Origin of the sequence: Planomicrobium sp. CPCC 101079, from assembly GCF_007859275.1 — a bacterium.
Classification (GTDB): Bacteria; Bacillota; Bacilli; order Bacillales_A; family Planococcaceae; genus Planococcus.
In genome coordinates this window covers 157,668-176,725 of the sequence record NZ_VOHC01000011.1, presented here as the reverse complement: position 1 = coordinate 176,725, position 19,058 = coordinate 157,668, and the positions used below count along the sequence as shown (strand labels likewise).

At 49.5% G+C, this 19,058-nt stretch carries 15 protein-coding genes, 1 other RNA gene and 1 other annotated feature; of the genes, 3 read left to right on the top strand and 13 right to left on the bottom strand.

The window, feature by feature from the left end; all coding sequences use genetic code 11:
• Positions 1 to 59: 59 nt before the first annotated feature.
• Genes recD2 through cymR form a run of 5 tightly spaced genes read right to left on the bottom strand, consistent with a single transcriptional unit; the run spans position 60 to position 5,852 of the window.
• Positions 60 to 2,459 (bottom strand): SF1B family DNA helicase RecD2, encoded by a 2,400-nt coding sequence (gene recD2, locus FQV28_RS05320; protein ID WP_146494532.1) that lies wholly within the window; start codon positions 2,457 to 2,459, stop codon positions 60 to 62.
• Between the two features lie 25 nt (positions 2,460 to 2,484).
• Positions 2,485 to 3,141: a tetratricopeptide repeat protein gene (locus FQV28_RS05315; protein WP_186763787.1), complete on the bottom strand. Its 657-nt coding sequence runs from the start codon at positions 3,139 to 3,141 to the stop codon at positions 2,485 to 2,487.
• Between the two features lie 14 nt (positions 3,142 to 3,155).
• Positions 3,156 to 4,274: a tRNA 2-thiouridine(34) synthase MnmA gene (gene mnmA / locus FQV28_RS05310; protein ID WP_146494530.1), complete on the bottom strand. Its 1,119-nt coding sequence runs from the start codon at positions 4,272 to 4,274 to the stop codon at positions 3,156 to 3,158.
• 13 nt (positions 4,275 to 4,287) lie between these two features.
• Entirely contained in the window at positions 4,288 to 5,421 is a 1,134-nt protein-coding gene (locus FQV28_RS05305; RefSeq protein ID WP_146494529.1) for a cysteine desulfurase family protein, read from the bottom strand.
• Between the two features lie 14 nt (positions 5,422 to 5,435).
• Positions 5,436 to 5,852: a cysteine metabolism transcriptional regulator CymR gene (gene cymR, locus FQV28_RS05300; RefSeq protein ID WP_146494528.1), complete on the bottom strand. Its 417-nt coding sequence runs from the start codon at positions 5,850 to 5,852 to the stop codon at positions 5,436 to 5,438.
• Between the two features lie 132 nt (positions 5,853 to 5,984).
• Between cymR and FQV28_RS05295 the strand changes: the two genes are divergently transcribed.
• Both FQV28_RS05295 and FQV28_RS05290 read left to right on the top strand, forming a co-directional pair.
• Positions 5,985 to 7,274, top strand: a complete 1,290-nt coding sequence (locus FQV28_RS05295) for a replication-associated recombination protein A (protein ID WP_146494527.1) — start codon at positions 5,985 to 5,987, stop codon at positions 7,272 to 7,274.
• A 287-nt stretch (positions 7,275 to 7,561) separates the two neighbouring features.
• Positions 7,562 to 7,855 carry a hypothetical protein gene (locus FQV28_RS05290; protein WP_146494526.1) on the top strand — a complete coding sequence of 98 codons (294 nt, stop codon included), beginning with the start codon at positions 7,562 to 7,564 and terminating at the stop codon, positions 7,853 to 7,855.
• 160 nt (positions 7,856 to 8,015) lie between these two features.
• On the opposite strand, the gene FQV28_RS05285 is transcribed toward FQV28_RS05290, so the two are convergent.
• The 4 genes from FQV28_RS05285 to hisS form a co-directional block, all read right to left on the bottom strand.
• The gene (locus FQV28_RS05285) at positions 8,016 to 8,780 is read right to left on the bottom strand and encodes a tRNA threonylcarbamoyladenosine dehydratase (protein WP_146494525.1); all 765 of its coding nucleotides are present in this window, start codon (positions 8,778 to 8,780) and stop codon (positions 8,016 to 8,018) included.
• A 98-nt stretch (positions 8,781 to 8,878) separates the two neighbouring features.
• A non-coding RNA gene (gene ssrS, locus FQV28_RS05280) (6S RNA) lies at positions 8,879 to 9,062 on the bottom strand.
• Positions 9,063 to 9,119: 57 nt separating this feature from the next.
• Complete coding sequence (aspS, locus tag FQV28_RS05275; RefSeq protein ID WP_146494524.1) at positions 9,120 to 10,892, bottom strand: aspartate--tRNA ligase; 1,773 nt, start codon at positions 10,890 to 10,892, stop codon at positions 9,120 to 9,122.
• A 2-nt stretch (positions 10,893 to 10,894) separates the two neighbouring features.
• Complete coding sequence (hisS, locus tag FQV28_RS05270; protein WP_146494523.1) at positions 10,895 to 12,175, bottom strand: histidine--tRNA ligase; 1,281 nt, start codon at positions 12,173 to 12,175, stop codon at positions 10,895 to 10,897.
• Between the two features lie 54 nt (positions 12,176 to 12,229).
• Positions 12,230 to 12,471: a binding site (T-box leader), on the bottom strand.
• A 114-nt stretch (positions 12,472 to 12,585) separates the two neighbouring features.
• On the opposite strand from hisS, the gene FQV28_RS05265 reads away from it, so the two are divergent.
• Positions 12,586 to 14,124, top strand: coding sequence for an N-acetylmuramoyl-L-alanine amidase family protein (locus FQV28_RS05265; protein WP_146494522.1), 1,539 nt, complete (start codon positions 12,586 to 12,588; stop codon positions 14,122 to 14,124).
• 108 nt (positions 14,125 to 14,232) lie between these two features.
• On the opposite strand, the gene dtd is transcribed toward FQV28_RS05265, so the two are convergent.
• From dtd to FQV28_RS05245, 4 genes are all read right to left on the bottom strand, one after another.
• Positions 14,233 to 14,673 (bottom strand): D-aminoacyl-tRNA deacylase, encoded by a 441-nt coding sequence (gene dtd, locus FQV28_RS05260; RefSeq protein ID WP_146494521.1) that lies wholly within the window; start codon positions 14,671 to 14,673, stop codon positions 14,233 to 14,235.
• A 9-nt stretch (positions 14,674 to 14,682) separates the two neighbouring features.
• Positions 14,683 to 16,875, bottom strand: a complete 2,193-nt coding sequence (locus tag FQV28_RS05255) for a RelA/SpoT family protein (RefSeq protein ID WP_146494520.1) — start codon at positions 16,873 to 16,875, stop codon at positions 14,683 to 14,685.
• An 83-nt stretch (positions 16,876 to 16,958) separates the two neighbouring features.
• Positions 16,959 to 17,480: a type 1 glutamine amidotransferase domain-containing protein gene (locus FQV28_RS05250; RefSeq protein WP_146494519.1), complete on the bottom strand. Its 522-nt coding sequence runs from the start codon at positions 17,478 to 17,480 to the stop codon at positions 16,959 to 16,961.
• Positions 17,477 to 19,030: a glycosyl hydrolase family 28-related protein gene (locus FQV28_RS05245; protein WP_146494518.1), complete on the bottom strand. Its 1,554-nt coding sequence runs from the start codon at positions 19,028 to 19,030 to the stop codon at positions 17,477 to 17,479. The genes FQV28_RS05250 and FQV28_RS05245 overlap by 4 nt, the downstream gene beginning before the upstream one ends.
• Between the last annotated feature and the right edge of the window lie 28 nt (positions 19,031 to 19,058).

The window sequence follows — 19,058 nt, the reverse complement described above, 5'->3', positions numbered from 1 at the left end:
GCTTCTCATTCTCCTCAGCAAAGCAAAAAAAGCGCCCGTGGGCGCTTTTTCATCCTCTTTTATGCTTCTAAAAAGTCTCTCGGCGTAACGCCCTCCATGCCGATCAGTGGATGGATGGCGTGGGCGTTGTCGGCAGTCAAGCTTGCCGGACCGGTTTCTTCCGGAACAGCTTCCGCTTCTGGTTCTTTTGTTGATACCGCAAGACGGTCTTTCAGTGTCGTCATGCGCTGCGTGTCGTCAGTGCGCTCAACACCAAAACGGAAGACGCTCGGGTCTCCGCAAAGAATCAAAAAGTCTTTGCTCCGGGTGATGCCCGTATACAGCAAATTGCGCCGAAGCATCTTCATATAGCCCCGTACAACCGGCATGATGACCGTCGGGAATTCCGAGCCTTGCGCTTTATGGATGGAACAGCAGTAAGCGAGTGTCAGCTGGTTCAAGTCGCTGCGCTGGTATGTCACTTCGATGCCGTCAAACGATGCCACCAGCATGTCTTGCTTCTCGACAGTTTCTTTTGCTTTCATGATGGCCACTACTTCGCCCATATCACCGTTGAAAACATTGCTTTCCGGCTGGTTGACCAGCTGCAGGATCTTATCGCCGATCCGAAATGTGATGTCGCCGAAAACAAGTTCTTTTCGTTTGCCGTCGGTATTCGGATTGACCATTTCCTGGATCATGCGATTGAGGGCATCGATGCCGGCCGGCCCCTTGTACATCGGGGCAAGCACTTGAATATCTTTGATCGAATGGCCTTTTGACAGCGCACTTTTCACAACTTTTTCAACGACCGTTGGAATTTGCTCCGCTCCCGCTTTGATGAATGAACGATCGGCCGTTTTCGCCGTGATATCCGCCGGCAACTGGCCATTTTTCATCTGGTGGGCCAGTTCGATGATCGACGAACCGGACGTTTGCCGGTAGATGTCTTTCAATTCGACTGTCGGAATGCGTTTGGCATCGAGCATATCGCGGAGCACTTGTCCCGGCCCTACAGGCGGCAGCTGATCTTGGTCGCCCACAAAAATGATTTGCGCATCTTCCGGCACAGCCTTCAAGAGCTGGTGCGCGAGCCATGTATCCACCATCGACATTTCGTCGATAATGATCAGCTTGCCTTCAATTTCTTTTTCGGTTTCTTCTTCTTTTTCCTGGCCATTAAAGCCAAGCAATCGGTGAATGGTCATCGCCGGCAATTCCGTCGACTCGCTCAAGCGCTTCGCAGCACGTCCGGTCGGCGCCGCCAGAATAATCGGAAACGGCTCTTTTTTCTTGGCGTAATCTTTTGGGTCGAGCGATAGCCCGTGCAGCTCAGCATAAACTTCCACTAAGCCTCGAACGACAGTGGTTTTACCCGTTCCAGGACCACCGGTCAAAATCATTACCGACGAATTAATGCTCGAGTCGATCGCTTCGATTTGCGTTTCGGCGTAATTGACGCCGAGGCGTTCTTCCGCTTCGCCAAGCGCCCGGCGCACTTCTGATGCCGGAAAGCGGTCGCGGTTTTCCTGGGAAGCAAGCATCGTTTCCAGTTTCGTTGCAATCCCGACTTCTGAATAGTACAGCGACGGCAAATAAAGCCGCGTTTCTTCCCCCGCTACTTTGCCTTCTTCATTCAGTTCAATCATCGCCTTCGAGATGGCTTCGATGGAAATCTCTTCACGCTGGCTCGTCTCAAGCAGCTGTTTAACAAGCGGAATCAAGGTTTTCGCGTCGACATACACATGCCCTTCGGAAAGCGATGCCTGGTTCAATAAATGCAGGACCGACGCTTTGATGCGGTCCGGATGGCTGCCGGTAATGCCAAGCTTGGCACCGAGCTCATCTGCCCGCTGGAACCCGATGCCTTCGATTTCTTCGATAAGGCGGAACGGATTTTTTGTCAACAGATCGATGGTTTCTTCCCGGTATGCCTGGTATATGCGCATGCCGACTTGCGGGCCAAAGCCCCAATCGTTCAATTGAATCATAACCCGCTCAAGCCCAAGGTTCATCTGCAGGGTCGCACGGATATTGTCTTTCTTGTCATCTGATAGCCGCGGGATAGCATCGAGCGCTTCCGGGTCTTCCAGAATTTTTTTAATCGCATCTTTCCCGAGCTTTTTGACAATCGTTTCGGCGGTTTTGCGGCCGATGCCATTGAACATATCGCTCGACAAGTAATGGATGATGCCTTGTTCGGTTTCCGGCACTTCTTTCGTAAACGTCTCCACTTGGAACTGCACGCCATATTTCGGATGGTTCCTGACCGCTCCTGTAAATCGGTATTGTTCTTCAAGAGATAACTGGGGGAAATAGCCGGATACGATGATTTCTTTTTCTTCGTACGAGGTGTTTGTTTGTTGGATTTTCACTTTTGCGATGGTAAATAAATTATCGGGATTGTGAAAAATAGAAACGACCGGTCGTCCCAGCACAAACTGAACTTCTTCTTGAAACAAATCGATTTGTCCTGCCATGCCAGCCGCCTCCTTTCACTTTTTGTTAAAGTTGTTCAGAAATCATATCGTGCGCATAACGCGCCATTTCATTGTTTTCATCCAGCGTATAAGCTTGTTTCAGGTGATAAAGCGCATCTTCTGTCCGGTTCGTTGAAACGGCGTAAAGAACGCCCAAATTATAATGGGCATCTGAATGGTTCGGGTCTTGTTCAAGCACCTGGATAAATTGCGGTTCTGCAAGTTCAAACAATTCCATGGACGCGAGCGCAACTCCGTAGCTCATGCGTGCTGGAATATCGGTAGCGTCCAATTCCACCGCCCGCTGCAAATAAGGCAGTGCCAGTTTCGGCTGCTCGAGTTTCTCCAAGCATTTGCCGATCATGAAATGCGCGTCCGCTCCTTCAAGCTGATACTGCACCGCTTTTTCATAAAGCTTCAGCGCCTCTTCATAACGTTCAACATTGAAATACAAATTGGCCAAGCCGTAATAGGCGGTAGCCGAACTGTCATCAAGCGAAATCGCTTTTTGGAAAAAACGTTCGGCCCGCTCGACGTCGTCCATCGACGTCAAGACATGGCCAAAATTGATATAGCCCAGCGGGTTGTCCGGTTCTTCTTCAATCGCTTGTGTAAATGCTTTGATCGCTTCTTCCGTATCGCCTTCTTGGAGCGCTTGAATGCCGATTTCATTATAGTTCATGATATTCTCTCCCATTACCCTACGTATTCGAGGCGCGCACCGTTTTTAAAGACACGGTCAATCGTTCCGCCGCCTAAACATTCTTCGCCGTCATAAAACACTACCGCTTGCCCTGGCGTTATCGCACGGACCGGTTCCGCAAACGTCACAATCGCTTCATCTCCGATAAATTCAACGCTCACTTTGACATCAGCTTGGCGGTAGCGGAATTTCGCTGTGCACTCAAGCGTCCCTGTCGGTATTGTATTTGATGTAAAGCTCAAGTTGACAGCGGATAAGCTGTCAGAGAATAAGGCATCATGGTTGATGTTTTGGCCGACATACAAGATATTTTTGTCCAAATCTTTGCCGATGACAAACCACGGATCCCCCGCGCCGCCAATTCCTAACCCTTGGCGTTGGCCGATAGTGTAATACATTAAGCCGTCATGCGTGCCCATTTTAACGCCTTCAAGCGTCTCCATTGAGCCCGGCTGCGCTGGCAAGTATTGGCCGAGAAATTCCTTGAAATTGCGTTCGCCAATAAAGCAAATGCCCGTTGAATCTTTTTTCGTTGCAGTGGCAAGCCCTGCTTCTAGCGCGATTTCACGCACTTTCTTCTTTTCCATATGCCCGATTGGGAACATGACTTTTGATAATTGGTCTTGGTTTAATTGATTCAAGAAGTATGTTTGGTCTTTATTGTTGTCTTTGCCGCGCAGCATTTTGGTTTCGCCGTTTTCCAGATGTTCGACTTGCGCATAATGGCCAGTCGCCAAATAATCTGCTCCTAAGCTCAGCGCATGTTCCAAAAATGCTTTGAATTTGATTTCCTTGTTGCACATAACGTCCGGGTTCGGTGTTCTTCCTGCTTTGTATTCCTCAAGGAAGTACGTGAACACCTTGTCCCAATATTGCTTTTCAAAGTTTACGGCATAATACGGAATGCCGATTTGGTTGCAGACGCGGATAACGTCTTCATAATCTTCCGTCGCTGTGCAGAAGCCATTTTCGTCGGTATCATCCCAGTTTTTCATGAAGATGCCGATGACATCATAGCCTTGTTCTTTTAATAGGTACGCGGCGACCGAGGAGTCGACGCCGCCGGACATGCCGACGACTACGCGTGTATCTTGTGGTGCTTTTGCAGTCATTTATCTCACCTTTTCACTGAAGCGCTAAACGCTTGCTGATTTGGGCTGTTTTTTCAGCCGCTTGGATAATATCCCCTTCAGTCAGGCCGATGCCGAAACTGAAACGGATCGAATTGCGAATTTGTTCCGCTTTTTCCCCATACATCGCCACGAGAACGTGTGACGGATCGATTGAGCCCGCTGTGCATGCAGAACCGCTTGACGCAGAAATGCCGGCCAAATCGAGATTCACCAGGAATGACTCGATATCGATGCCGGGAATGCTTAAATTTAATATATGCGGCATTTGGTGGCTGCCGTTTTCGCTAAATTCAACGCCTTCTTTTTTAAGAACGGCTTTGAACGTTTCTTTAAATCCGTTGTAAAGTGCCCATTTCTCTTCTTTCGTCTCCAAAGAAATGGCGACGGCTTTCGCGAAAGCCGTAATGCCAGGCACATTTTCAGTGCCAGCCCGCCGCTTGCGTTCTTGCTCACCGCCGGTCATTTGCTGCGCAAGCGGCGTACCTTTGCGCTGGTACAAGAAACCGACGCCTTTAGGCCCGTTCAATTTATGTGCGGACACAGACAATAAATCCACATTCAATTGTTCCACATCGATCGGCAAAATGCCATAGGCTTGCACCGCATCGGTGTGGAATGTAATGTCTGAATCTTTTAGAAGCTCCCCGATTTCTGCAATCGGCTGAATCGTTCCGACTTCATTGTTGCCTAACATGATCGTCACTAAAATTGTATCGTCACGCAGCGCTTTTTTCACGTCTTCTGCCTCGACCTGTCCATTTGCGTCAACCGGCAGGTAGGTGACATCATAGCCTTCGCGTTCCATTTTCGCACAAGCATGCAAAACTGCATGGTGTTCAATGGCAGAAGTAATGATGTGTTTGCCGGCCTTTTTTGCAGCTGTGCCAAAAATTGCCAAGTTGTCAGCTTCAGTACCGCCGCTCGTAATGATGATTTCCGGATCGCTTGCGTTTATGCTTTTCGCGAAAACCCGGCGTGCATCGTCAAGCGCCTTTCGCGCTGCTCTTCCGGTGCTATGGATGCTTGACGGATTGCCATAAACTGTTCCGAGCGCTTCTGTGAATGTTGAAACCACTTCCGGATGCATCGGAGAAGTAGCCGCGTGGTCTAAATAAATTCGGTTCATTTCCTTAACTCCTTCTATATATAAAACATGTAATTTTCATTTTCGCCGTCTTGGTGGTTGGCTAAATCGTCAATTGTCGTCGTATCGAGCACGTTTTTTACGGCATCGCGTATCCGCACCCATAATTCCCGCTGTGGCTGAGCTTCATCGTCAATGCCTTCAACTGGCTGGATCGGCCCTTCTAGCACGCGGATCACATCACCAGCTGAAATTTCTTTTGGCGAGCGCGTCAGCATATAGCCACCATATGCCCCACGGACACTTTTTACAAGCCCGGAATTTCGGAGCGGCGCAACTAATTGCTCCAAATAAGCTTCTGACAAATCGTAATCAGCAGCAATTTTCCGGAGCGGAACCGGACCTTCCCCATATTCTTTTCCTAATGCGATCATTATGGTCAAGCCGTAACGGCCTTTTGTCGATATTTTCATGGTTACACCTCTAAGTCAAATTCCATTATTCTTCAAATCAGTATAGCATAAATGCGCCAAATGGACTTGCAATGACTTTTCAAAGTTGACGCGATATACTGATAGAACAGATGTACGGAAGGAGTTTTTTATTTGCAGAACGAACCTTTGGCTTTCCGGATGCGTCCTCGGACGATCGATGAAGTGGTCGGCCAGCAAGACGTCATCGGCCCACAAACCGCGCTATACAAAATGATCAAGAATGGGCACATCCCGTCCATGCTTTTATACGGCGAGCCCGGGATCGGCAAAACGTCGATCGCCCATGCCATTGCGGGTACCTCAAAGTTGCCGTTCATCGCTTTGAATGCGACAACCTCCGGAAAAAAAGATGTGGAAGATGTCGTCACCGAATCCCGGATGACCGGCAAAGTGCTGCTTTTCCTTGACGAAATCCACCGATTCAATAAGCTTCAGCAAGACGCGCTCTTGCCGCATGTCGAAAGCGGCTCAATCATTTTAATCGGGGCGACGACGGAAAATCCTTTCCACGACGTCAATCCGGCGATACGTTCCCGCTGCGGCGAAATCAAGCAGTTAAAGCGGCTGACGCAAGAAGACGTTGCCGCATTGTTGAAAAGCGCGCTGGAAGACCCGAAACGCGGACTTGGCAGCCAGGCGATCGATATATCGCAGGAACAGATTGAGCGCATTGCTTCGGGTTCCAACGGCGATGCCAGAAAAGCGCTGACGATGCTTGAATCAATCGTCATGGCTTCTGATGAACGCGATGATAAAACGATTGTCGATGACGCCATCATTGAACAGATGATGAAGCGAATCGGCGTCTTTGGCGATAAAAAAGGGTCGCATTTTTATAATTTGCTATCGGCGCTCCAGAAATCAGTGCGCGGCAGTGACATCAATGCTGCAATGTATTATTTGGCGCATCTTCTCGAAAATGGCGATTTAACAGCGGTGACGCGGCGCTTGCTCGTCATGGCCTATGAAGATATCGGCCTAGCCAATCCGGCGGTCGGCGGCCATGTGCTCGCCGCATGCCAGGCGGCCGACCGCCTCGGATTGCCGGAAGCGCGCATTCCGCTTGCTCAAGCGGTCGCTGAAATGTGCTTGTCCGAAAAATCCAATTCGGCCTATAAAGCGATCGACGCGGCAACTGCCGCCATCCACAAAGGCCATACCGGCGACATTCCGATGCATTTGCGTGATGCCCATTATGCCGGCAGTGCCGAACTTGGCCACGAGGGCTACCGTTACCCGCACGATACACCGATCGGCTCGTTCGGCGGCTGGGCCGACCAGGATTATCTGCCGGCAGCAATCAAAACCGCCGAGTACTACAAACCTGTCATTGCGGGCGAAGAGAAAAAGTTCGCCGGCATTTATGAAAAACTAAAGACGTTCCGAAAGAATAAACGATAAACCAGAGCCATTTCCTAGACGGAAATGGCTGCAGACTGTAGACAAAGTGCAGGATAGTTGAATTAGGATGCATTAAACCAACCGGACCGGCCACTCCGCTTTCCGTGGGCTCGGCTTCAGCCTCCTCGCCACTGGAAAAACGGTTGCTCCTGCATCGCTGCGCTAGCTTCGTCGCAAAGACTTGGCCTCACTGCCTTCGGCCAATGTCTTGCCTGCGGGGTCTTCAGCTCGAGTCGCTGCGCTGCTCCCACAGGAGTCTGCGTTGCCGATCCGGTTGGACATCCTTCTTGAATCCGGACTGCCTCCATCCCATGTGTCTGGATGGAGGAAAAGATGGCGCAAGGCACCGGGTATCCACTTCTTGCTTAGGCACCGGAGCGCAAGCCGGCGGAAAACCACTTGCTCCTGCATCGCTGCGCTGCTTCGTCGCAAAGGCATTGCCCGAACGGCCTTCGTTCAATGCCTTTCCTGCGGGAAAGCGAAGTGCCGAAATCCACTCGGGACGCCAGGACCGAGTCCGTTCGGCGCGAGCCCGCGGAAAGCGACCGGCTGAAGCGGAGATGCCGGTCGCTCTCCTGTAGAATGTGTATCTTTATTCCGTTAAAAAGTTAATTAGTCTTTTGTCTACAAGCTCGAGCCATTTCCTAGACGGAAATGGCTTTTTTTATGGTTGCATGGGATTTATGGACGTTCACTAAAATTCCCAAAGAAAAACCGGCTCAACTTTCGAGCCGGTTCCTATTAGTTTGTGCGAACACGCTTGATTGGAATATTTTTTGTAATGTCGTTGATGACCCAGCTCGCTGCAATCAAGCCGACAGTGGATGGAGTGAACGCGTTTGAACTCGGAGGCATTTGCGCTTTCCGGATAGCTGCACCTGGTTTGCCGACAGTTTCTACCACATCTTCACGCACAACTATCGGGCTCTCGTCCGAAAACACGACGGGAATGCCTTTTTTGATCCCCGCATCGCGCAGTTTTTTGCGGATCACTTTTGCAAGCGGATCGGTGTGCGTTTTGGAAATGTCCGCAATCTGGAAGCGGGTTGGATCGGTCTTGTTTGCAGCTCCCATGCTGGAGATGATTTTCACCCCGCGCTTATAGCATTCCTGCATCAAGTGGACTTTGTAGATCATTGTATCGGATGCATCAATGACATAGTCCGGATTATAGCTGAAAAATTCTTCGTACGTCTCTTCGGTATAGAACATATGTAAAGAAATAACTTCGCAATCCGCGTTGACATCCGCAATCCGCCGTTTCATGACTTCTGCTTTGGATTGGCCCACTGTGGAAAGATTGGCCACCAGCTGGCGGTTGATATTTGTTATATCGACATTGTCCTTATCGACGAGAATGATCCGGCCGACGCCGCTGCGCGCAACAGCTTCCGCAGCGAATGATCCGACACCCCCGACGCCAAGAATGGCGACAGTTGAATTTTTCACTAAATCAAGGCCTTCTTTGCCTATTGCAAGTTCGTTTCGAGAAAATTGATGTAACATGATGTCCCTGCCCTTCAAAATTAATCGGTGTACTAGGAATTATACACATAAAAAATCCCTCCGACAAATTGTTGGAGGGAGAAAAGTTAATATTAGTAAAGAATCCCGATCGTGCCGTCTTTTTTGATGCTCATCGCTTTGAACCCGCTTCTAGCAGGTGGGTGACCTCTTCATCACTTTTAACTTCCGGTGAGGGCATGTTAGCCATGATGAAATCCAGTCTCCCGACGACAAAATGTTGGGTCAAAACTGAATTGCTGAAAACGAACACATCAGGATTCTTTAATAACTAGATATTAGCACACCTTCACGAAATAGACAAATGTTTTAATCTGAAACTTATTGATTATTCTGATCTTTCACCACTAGGCTTAATTCCTCAAGCTGCGCTTCTGACACAGGGCTGGGTGCATTCGTTAAAAGATCGCTGGCGCTTGCCGTTTTCGGGAAGGCAATGGTATCACGCAAGTTCGTGCTGCCAGACAGCAGCATAACCAAGCGGTCCAGACCAAACGCAATTCCGCCATGCGGAGGTGTTCCATATTCGAAAGCTTCCATCAAGAAGCCGAACTGCGCTTTTGCTTCTTCTTCCGAAAAGCCGAGAACGCTGAACATTTTCTCTTGGATGTCACGGCGGTAAATGCGCGATGAGCCCCCGCCAAGTTCGTAGCCATTCAGCACCAAGTCATACGCTTGCGCGCGGACATTTTGCGGCTCTGACTCCAACTTGTCGATATCTTCTTCAAACGGCATCGTGAACGGATGGTGGGCAGCGAAATAGCGGCCTTCTTTTTCGTCGTATTCAAATAGCGGCCAGTCAGTGATCCACAAAAATCTATAGATCGAGTTGTCGATCAAGCCAAGCTCTTTGCCGAATTTCAAGCGAAGTGCACCAAGCGCGTCTGCAACAACCGATGCAGAATCAGCTACAAACAGCAGCAAATCCCCTGCTTCCGCTTCTGCACGCTCGGTTAGAGCGGCAGCTGCATCGCCTTCAAAAAACTTGGCGATCGGCCCTTTCACGCCTTCTGCTTCCACTTTCAGCCATGCCAATCCTTTGGCTCCGTATACAGCTGCAAATTCACCAAGCGCATCGATGTCTTTGCGTGAGTAGTTAGCGGCAACGCCTTTGACGTTGATCAATTTCACTTGTCCGCCGTTTTCGATAGCGCCAGAGAACACCTTGAACGCGGAATCTTTGACCAAGTCCGAAACATTTACCAATTCCAGGCCAAAACGGACATCAGGTTTATCGGAACCGAACCGGTCCATCGCCTCTGTATAGCTCATGCGCTGGAATTTCGGTTCAATATCAACGTTCTTGACTTCTTTCATCATCTGAACCATCAGGCGTTCGTTCAACCGGATAATGTCTTCCATCGTCTGGAAGCTGACTTCCATGTCGATCTGTGTGAACTCCGGCTGCCGGTCAGCACGCAAGTCTTCGTCGCGGAAACAGCGGGCTATTTGGTAATATTTGTCAAAGCCCGAAACCATGAGCATTTGCTTGAAAAGCTGAGGCGATTGCGGAAGCGCGTAAAATTCGCCTTCATGCACCCGGCTCGGCACCAAATAATCACGCGCGCCTTCAGGTGTCGATTTTGTCAAAATCGGTGTTTCCACTTCAAGGAATCCTTCTTTGTCGAGGAAGTTGCGGACGGATTTCGTGATATCGGAGCGCATTTTGAACGTTTCGAACATCACCGGACGGCGAAGATCCAAATACCGGTATTTCAACCGCAAGTCTTCGTTGACATCCGTATTGTCTTCAATGGCAAATGGCGGGTTTTTCGCTGCGTTAATGATGGCTGCATGGTCCACTTGCACTTCAACTTTCCCGGTTTTCATTGATGGATTGACTTGGCCATCGGCTCTTGCAACCACTAAGCCTTCGATGCTGACAACAAATTCGTTGCGCAATTTTTCGCCGATTTCAGCAGCGCGCTCGGAAATTTCCGGGTTGAACACCACTTGGACAATGCCTGAACGATCGCGTACATCGACAAAAATCAAACCGCCCAAATCCCGGCGTTTTTGAACCCAACCTTTTAATGCGACACGCTGGCCGATGATAGATTCGTTTACTTCTCCACTATAATGCGATCTTAGCATAATTATTCCCCCAGTGATTTCTTCTTCATAATCGTTTCTGCTAATTGTTCAAATGCCACATTTTGCTGCTCGCCACTGGCCATTTCTTTGACTGCGGCTTTGCCATTGGCAATTTCGTTCTCACCGATGACAATAACATACGCCGCTTTTTTGCGGTCAGCCGATTTCATTTGCGCTTTTAATTTACGGCCGCCAAAATCCATATCCGCTGAAATGCCGTTTTCGCGCAGCTCTTTTACGATGCTGAACGCTTTTTTCTTGGTCGACTCATCCATCGCAACCACATACGCTTCCAGGTTTTGAGACTGCCCAATTTCGACTTTCTCCATTTCAAGCGCCAACAGCAGCCGCTCGATGCTCATCGCAAAGCCGATTCCTGGCGACTCCGGTCCGCCTAGGTCTTCGACTAAACCATTGTAGCGCCCGCCTCCTGCGAGGGTAGTAATGGCTCCGAAACCTTCAGCGTCGCTCATGATTTCGAATGCGGTGTGGTTGTAATAATCCAGGCCGCGAACCAAATTCGGATCGACCACATAGTCGATGCCCAAGTTTTCCAAATAGCCTTTTACGTCGTCAAAGTATTGACGGGATTCTTCGTTTAAGAAATCGGCAAGTGAAGGCGCTGTCGCCATCAACGGGTGGTTGCGGTCCACTTTACAATCCAGAATGCGCAGCGGGTTCTTATCAAGACGCGTTTGGCAGTCGCTGCAAAACTCGCCGATGCGCGGCGCAAAGTGAGCAATCAATGCTTCTTTGTGTGCGATCCGGCTTTCCGTGTCGCCAAGTGAATTGATGACGAGGCGCAAGCTTTTCAGGCCGACTGAACGGTAAACGTCCATCGCAAGGGAAATAACTTCCGCATCAATCGCCGGGTCTTTGGAGCCGATCGCTTCCACCCCGAATTGGACGAATTGGCGCATGCGTCCAGCTTGCGGGCGTTCGTAGCGGAACATCGGGCCCGTGTAGAACAATTTCACCGGCTGGTCGGGCAAGCCGAACAGTTTATTTTCAACGTATGCACGGACAACAGATGCTGTTCCTTCCGGGCGCAGCGTCAAGCTGCGGTCGCCACGGTCCTGGAATGTGTACATTTCTTTTTGGACGATATCGGTCGTATCTCCGACGCCGCGCTGAAACAATTCGGTATGTTCGAAGATCGGAGTCCGTATTTCCTTATACTGATAAAGCCGGCAAAGCTCATTGATTTTTTGTTCAACTTCCTGCCATTTGCCAGATTGGTCCGGCAAGACATCATACGTGCCACGTGGTGCTTGAATGCTCATGATTTTCACTCCTCTAATTTTCCATACAAAAAAGCTCCCGCCCCTTGCAATAACGCAAGGGACGAGAGCCTGTATTAGCTTCCGCGGTTCCACCCTAGTTGATGCACAAACGTGCACCCTCTCATTCCGGATAACGGCCGGTTCCGTCTTTTCCTAATAAACAGCAAATGCCGTCGTTCAGAAAAAAGCCTCAAAAGTGTTTTTCATCACCGATCCCTGCAGGAAAGTTTACAGCCTAAGACTTCCCCTCTCTTTTCAGCCAATCATGCGACTACTTTCTTCGTCATCAGCAAAATATATAAAGATAATAAAGTTAATCTTAATTATTCTCGCAAATCTTGTCAACCTTTTTCACCAATGCGCTGTTTTTTTTGATATTATAAATTCATAATCAAATATGGAGGTGCTAAATGAACCGCAAGTGGCTTACTGCTATAATTTTATTTTTTTTACTGACAGCCAATTGCTTGCCGATTTTCGGCGGCCACTCAGCTGTCGCAGAAACTGGGGGCACAGAGATCAATGCCTCAACAGTCAATGTCCGGACCGGACCTGGCTTGTCGTACAGCGTTTCAGGCTCACTCGCTAAAGGCGACAAAGTGACCGTCACCGGCCAGGAAGGCGATTGGCTTGAAGTACAGGCTGGCGATGCCAGCGGTTGGATCGCTTCATGGCTGACTTCCTCATCAAGCGATAATGCAGCGGCCCAAAAAGCCGTATCTTCTGTTGACCGTTTGAACGTCCGAGCGCAACCCGAGCTTTCGGCTTCAGTCCTTACCCAAATGAACGCTGGCGACCAAGCGGAATTGATTGGGGAAACAGGCGACTGGGTGGAAGTGGAATTCCGCAATACGCGCGGCTTCGTTTCCAAACAATACATAACAGCGACAAAAACCAGCACGGAAAACCCCGCTCCCGCGGCAAACGATGTGTCTTCTTTTGAAATCGCAGTCAGCGCCTTGAATGTCCGCAAAAAAGCTGACCTTAGCTCAGATAAAATCGCGACGGTCCATCAAGGCGAAGTGTATTCGGTCCAGTCCCTCCAAGGCAATTGGGTAGAGATCCGCTTGTCTGCTGATGCAACGGGCTGGGTATACGCTTTCTACGGCCACTTGTCCGACAAGTCCGCTAAATCAGCGGCTTCTGCAGCAGCAGAAACGGTTACCGTTCTGACTGCCGGCACCAATCTGCGCTCCGAGCCTTCTACAGCTTCCGGAGTTGTCAGCCGGGCAGATGCTGGCGATCAATTGACCGTAATTGACAAGCAAGGCGATTGGTACCAAGTTGCTTTGCCGGATGGCCAAGAAGCTTTTATCGCGACTTGGGTCGTGACGGCTGGCGAAACGGCAATTGCCCAGAAAACAACAGAGAAAAAAGAAGCAAGCCGAAAAGCCGGTACACTGAACGGCCTGACGATCGTCCTCGACCCGGGGCACGGTGGCCGTGACGGCGGAACCGTAGGAGTGCGCGGAACCACAGAAAAAGATTTGACGCTTAAAACAGCGGAAGCTTTGTCCCATTACCTCCGCTCTGCAGGGGCCGAAGTCATTATGACCCGCCAATCAGATGTTTACGTCGATCTTCGCAAACGCGTATCGGACGGCCACCAAGTCGCGGCGGATGCATTTATCAGCATCCATTACGACGCGATTGCCGACAACAGTGTCCACGGATTTACCACATACTTCATGCACAGTTACCAGCAACAGCTTGGCGAGTACGTCAACGCCGGTCTTGAAGGCAAACTGTCGCTCGACAGCCGCGGCGTCCGCAATGGCAATTACCTGGTGCTCCGCGAGAACCAGCAACCGGCCATTCTTGTCGAACTTGGCTATTTGAGCAATTTCAACGAAGAACGGATTGTCACGACCAGCCAGTTCCGCGATCAAGCGGCGCTTGGTCTGTACACAGGAATCATCAATTATTTCGACGCCCAGCTCGGGCAATAGCGAAAAACGGCATGGGAGCCCCCATGCCGTTTTTTTATCTTTTTAGCCATTTTATGTTTTCTATAGAACAAAACCGGCACAGGGAAGTGATATTCTGTGCCGGTTTTGTTATTTGGATTCGACTAGAATGGTGACGGGGCCGTCATTGATAAGTTCAACGTCCATCATGGCGCCGAAGACGCCGGTTTCAACCGTCAAACCGTTTTCCCGCAACGCATCATTAAATGCATGCCAGAGCGGTTCGGCAATTTCCGGACGGGCGGCCGAGGTAAAGCTTGGACGGCGCCCTCTTTTCACATCGCCATATAACGTGAACTGGGAAACCGACAAAATGTCGCCGCCCACTTCTAAGACCGAATGATTCATTTTGCCTTCTTCGTCTTCGAAAAGCCGCATTTGAGCGATTTTTCCAGCCACATATTTTGCATCATCGACAGTATCCTCATGGGTGATGCCGACAAGCAGGACATAACCTGAATCAATTGCTCCCGTTACGGTCCCTTCGACTTTGACGGAAGCTTGTTTGGAACGCTGTAAAATTACCCGCATAGCTCCTCCTTAATTGGTGACGCGCGTCACTGAATAGACATCCGGAAGCTGTTTGATCCGCTCGACGACTCGGTTCAAATAAGAAATATGCGGGATCATGATCGTCAAATTGATCGTCGCGATTTTGTCGTTATCGGCGCGGCCGCTAACGGCGGTGATTGTTGTCTTCGTCTCACTGACCATATGCATAACTTCGTTGATCAAGCCAGTGCGGTCATAGGCCTGGACTTCAATATCAATCTGATAAGACTTGTTCTCGATCGTCTCCGTATTTTCCCATTCAACCGGAATGAGCCGGTCGGTTTCATTCGACTGGACGTTCGGGCAGTCGCCCCGATGGACCGAAACGCCGCGCCCTTTGGTGATAAAGCCGATGATGCTGTCGCCTGGCACCGGGTTGCAGCACCGGGATAAGCGGATCATGACATTGTCAATGCCTCTGACAATGACGCCCGATTCGGTCTGTTTTTTCGGCTGAGCCGTTTTCATTTCGACGGTGATTTTTTCCAGCGCTTCTTCTTGTTCACGCTTTTTGCGCAACTTTTCGGCTAGCCGGTTGACCACTTGCTGGGCGGTGATGCCGTTAAAGCCAACCGCCGCGTACATATCATCTTCCCCGGCGAAATTAAACTTTTCGCAGACGCGTTTTATGTTCTCATTCGTTAACACTTCTTTAACCGGAAATTCTTGGGCTTTTATTTCTTTTTCAATCAATTCCCGGCCTTTTTGTACGTTGTCGACACGCAATTGCTTTTTAAAGAACTGCTTGATTTTATTTTTCGTTTGCGTCGATTTGGCAATTTTCAGCCAATCCCGGCTAGGCCCGACCGATTGCTTCGAAGTCAGGATTTCCACAATGTCACCGGTCACTAACTCGGTATCAAGCGGGACCATTTTCCCATTCACTTTTGCGCCGATGGTTTTGTTGCCGATTTCAGAGTGCACCCGATAAGCAAAGTCGATCGGACATGAACCTGCCGGCATTTCGATCACATCGCCTTTTGGCGAGAACACGTAGACCATATCGGAAAACAAATCATACTTCAGCGATTCCATGAATTCTTCCGCATTGTCGGCTTCGTTTTGGAAATCCAAAATTTCCCGGAACCATGTCAGGCGCGAATCCACCGAACTCTTCGGGCGTTCAACTGTCTTGCCTTCTTTATAGGCCCAATGCGCCGCAACCCCGTATTCGGCGATGCGGTGCATTTCTTCGGTGCGGATTTGGACTTCCAATGGATCGCCTTGCGGTCCGATAACTGTCGTATGCAGCGATTGGTACAGATTCTGCTTCGGCATGGCGATGTAATCCTTGAAACGCCCAGGCATCGGTTTCCATGTGGAATGGATGATGCCAAGCACAGCATAGCAGTCTTTTACAGTTTCGACAGTGACCCGGACGGCCAGTAAATCGTAGATTTCATTGAATTGCTTGTTTTGCAGAACCATTTTCCGGTATATGCTGTAAATATGTTTCGGGCGGCCAAAGAGCTCCGCCTTGATATCGACATCGTTCAATTGCGAGCGGATTTCGCCCATCACTTTATTCAAATATTCTTCACGTTCAGTCCGCTTTTTCTTCATCAAATTAACAATGCGGTAATATTGCTGCGGGTTCAAATAGCGGAGTGCTGTGTCTTCAAGCTCCCATTTGATGGTATTGATCCCTAAACGGTGTGCAATCGGTGCAAAGATTTCCAGCGTTTCATTCGCTTTGATGCGCTGCTTTTCCACCGATTGGTACTTTAGTGTCCGGAGATTGTGCAGCCGGTCCGCCAATTTGATCAAAATGACACGGATGTCCTGAGCCATCGCTACAAACATTTTACGGTGGTTTTCCGCCTGCTGCTCTTCTTTTGACATGTATTTAATCTTGCTCAGTTTCGTTACACCATCAACCAAAAGTGCCACTTCTTCGTTAAAGTCGCGGACAATGTCTTCACGGCTGACATTTGTGTCTTCTACGACATCGTGCAAAAAACCTGCAGCTACAGTTGCAGGGTCCATTTGCAGATCCGCCAAAATCCCTGCCACTTGCACAGGATGCACGATATACGGTTCGCCCGATTTGCGGAACTGTCCTTCATGGGCTTCGAGCGCGACTTGATACGCCCGTTGGATCATTTCGACATGATCAGCATTCATATAAGAGGCAACCATTTGGAATACGTCTTCAGCTGTCCTAACTTGATCTTTGGCCATAATTGCCCACCTTGCTTCTATTTTTTCAGAAAGTATATCTTTATATTATAAAAAACAAGCAGGCGAAAAGTAAAGCTTTGTTGTTATTTTTCCATCACTTTAATGAATTCCCGCATATACTCCGGCAAATCCGGCGGACGCCGGCTCGATACGAGGTTGCCATCGACGACTACCGGTTCATCAAACCATTCCGCCCCTGCATTGACCATATCGTCTTTGATCCCTGGGGTGCTGGTCACTTTTCTGCCAGTTAAAATATTTGCTGAAACAAGCACCCAGCCGGCATGGCAAATTTGGCCGATCGGTTTTTTCTTGTCGTCCATTTGCTGCACGATGTTCAACACTTCCGGGAACCGGCGGATTTTATCCGGTGCCCAGCCTCCTGGAACAAGGATTGCATCATATTGCTCCGGTGTGATGTCGCCATATGCAAAATCGGATTCGGCAGGAACGCCGTACTTGCCGATGTACTTAACATTCGCTTCTTCCCCGGCAAGATGGACCGTCGCCCCTTCTTCCCGCAGCCTTAAAATCGGATACCACAATTCCAAGTCTTCAAACTCATGATGGACAAAGCTGAGAACTTTTTTGCCTGTTAATCTCATGATTGTGCCTCCTTTTGGGTAACGCTTTCTATGATCACGTCGACGCATTCATCGCCGACCGATAAGGCTTCTGCCGATGAGTCGATGCTTTCGATATTCCGGACGCGCACATGGTTGGCGCCATTGTCGCCGCCGGATACCAAGATATCCGATTTGGCTGTCTTAAAGCCCTTCACAACTCCGTTATTCAATGAAACATGATTGGCCCGGAATTGGATTGTCACAGCCGGGTTGCCTTGGTAATCGTATTCCGGATCCCCAGCGAACAAGAAGCGGTTGATGACCACGTTGCGGTAGCCGGAAACGACTAAAGCCCGCGGCGTCGATACCCAATACAAATCGGAAAAAACTGGCGCGATCGCAATAATGCGCTCTGCCGTAATGTTATAAGCTGACACGGATTCCGGATCGGTAGCTTTGTGGTGGCCAATATGCCGGAAGTTATACGCACGGTTGTCGTTTAATGACAAATGGCCTGAAATATGGACGCCTGATGCAGCAGATGATGAACCGTGCGCTTTTATTTCGATGCCCCCGAAGCAGCGGGCGGTCGCATTGTTGACAAGCCAGACATGGCGGGAACCATCATCAATTTCTAGGCCGTTGGAATTGGCAACGCCTCTATCATGGGCGGCTCCGCTCGGGTCCCAGAAGAAGGAGTTAGAAACGAAGATGTAATCACTGTGGTGGGTTGTTACGCCGTCGTCGCCGAATCCATAACCCGTTACACGGTCAAGCCAAATATACCGGCTTCCTCCTCGTGCACGGAACCCGTCACCGGAATAGTTGTATAAAGGGGATGTGATATCGAAGCAATGCAGTCCCGGATTGATGCCTTCCACGTTTTTCACCCATCCATAGGTAACTTGGGCAAATACAAGGCAGCTCGAAAAATTGCCGCCAAAACCGGTTTTCTCTAAACTTTCCAGGCGGTGGACATTCCAGTCCATGCTTAAATCTTCAACTGCAATATTGCGGTTGCCCCGCAGATAATTGGAATTTGTTATGAGCCGGCGCCGCTTTGGAGTATCTGAATGCAGTTTTAATATCGTCTTGCCTTTGCCTGCACCGACTAAACGTGTCCAGGAAGGCAGTTCGATGAATTTTACTATGTAGGTGCCTGGCGGTACGTAAACATGTACACGGCCTTTACCAATCGCTTTTTGAAATGCTGCCGTACAATCGGTCTCGCCGTCGCCGACTGCGCCAAAATCTGTCACGTCCACACGGCGGGAAATGGTCCGTTCCAGGTTCTCGTATTCCTGGTCAAGCGTCACTTTCCATTCGGGATACAAGTCTGTACCGTCAGAAGCCCAATTATAGCCATGCTGGTCAGGAATGGAATAAGGCATCCGGTAAAACGACAACGCCTTTTCCGTCACCGAGATCGGACGTTCCAATACCGGGTTCGCAAGCGGTTCAATTTTAATTTCGTCAAAAAACGATTCGGTTTCTTGCATGGTTTCATCCATAGATAGCGGATTTTCCAATAGTTCATCGATCAGTTGCTTGTTTGTTGATGGATCATGGTTTTTTTCTAATTGAATCATTCGGCCACCTCTTCCACATTAGTTTCTC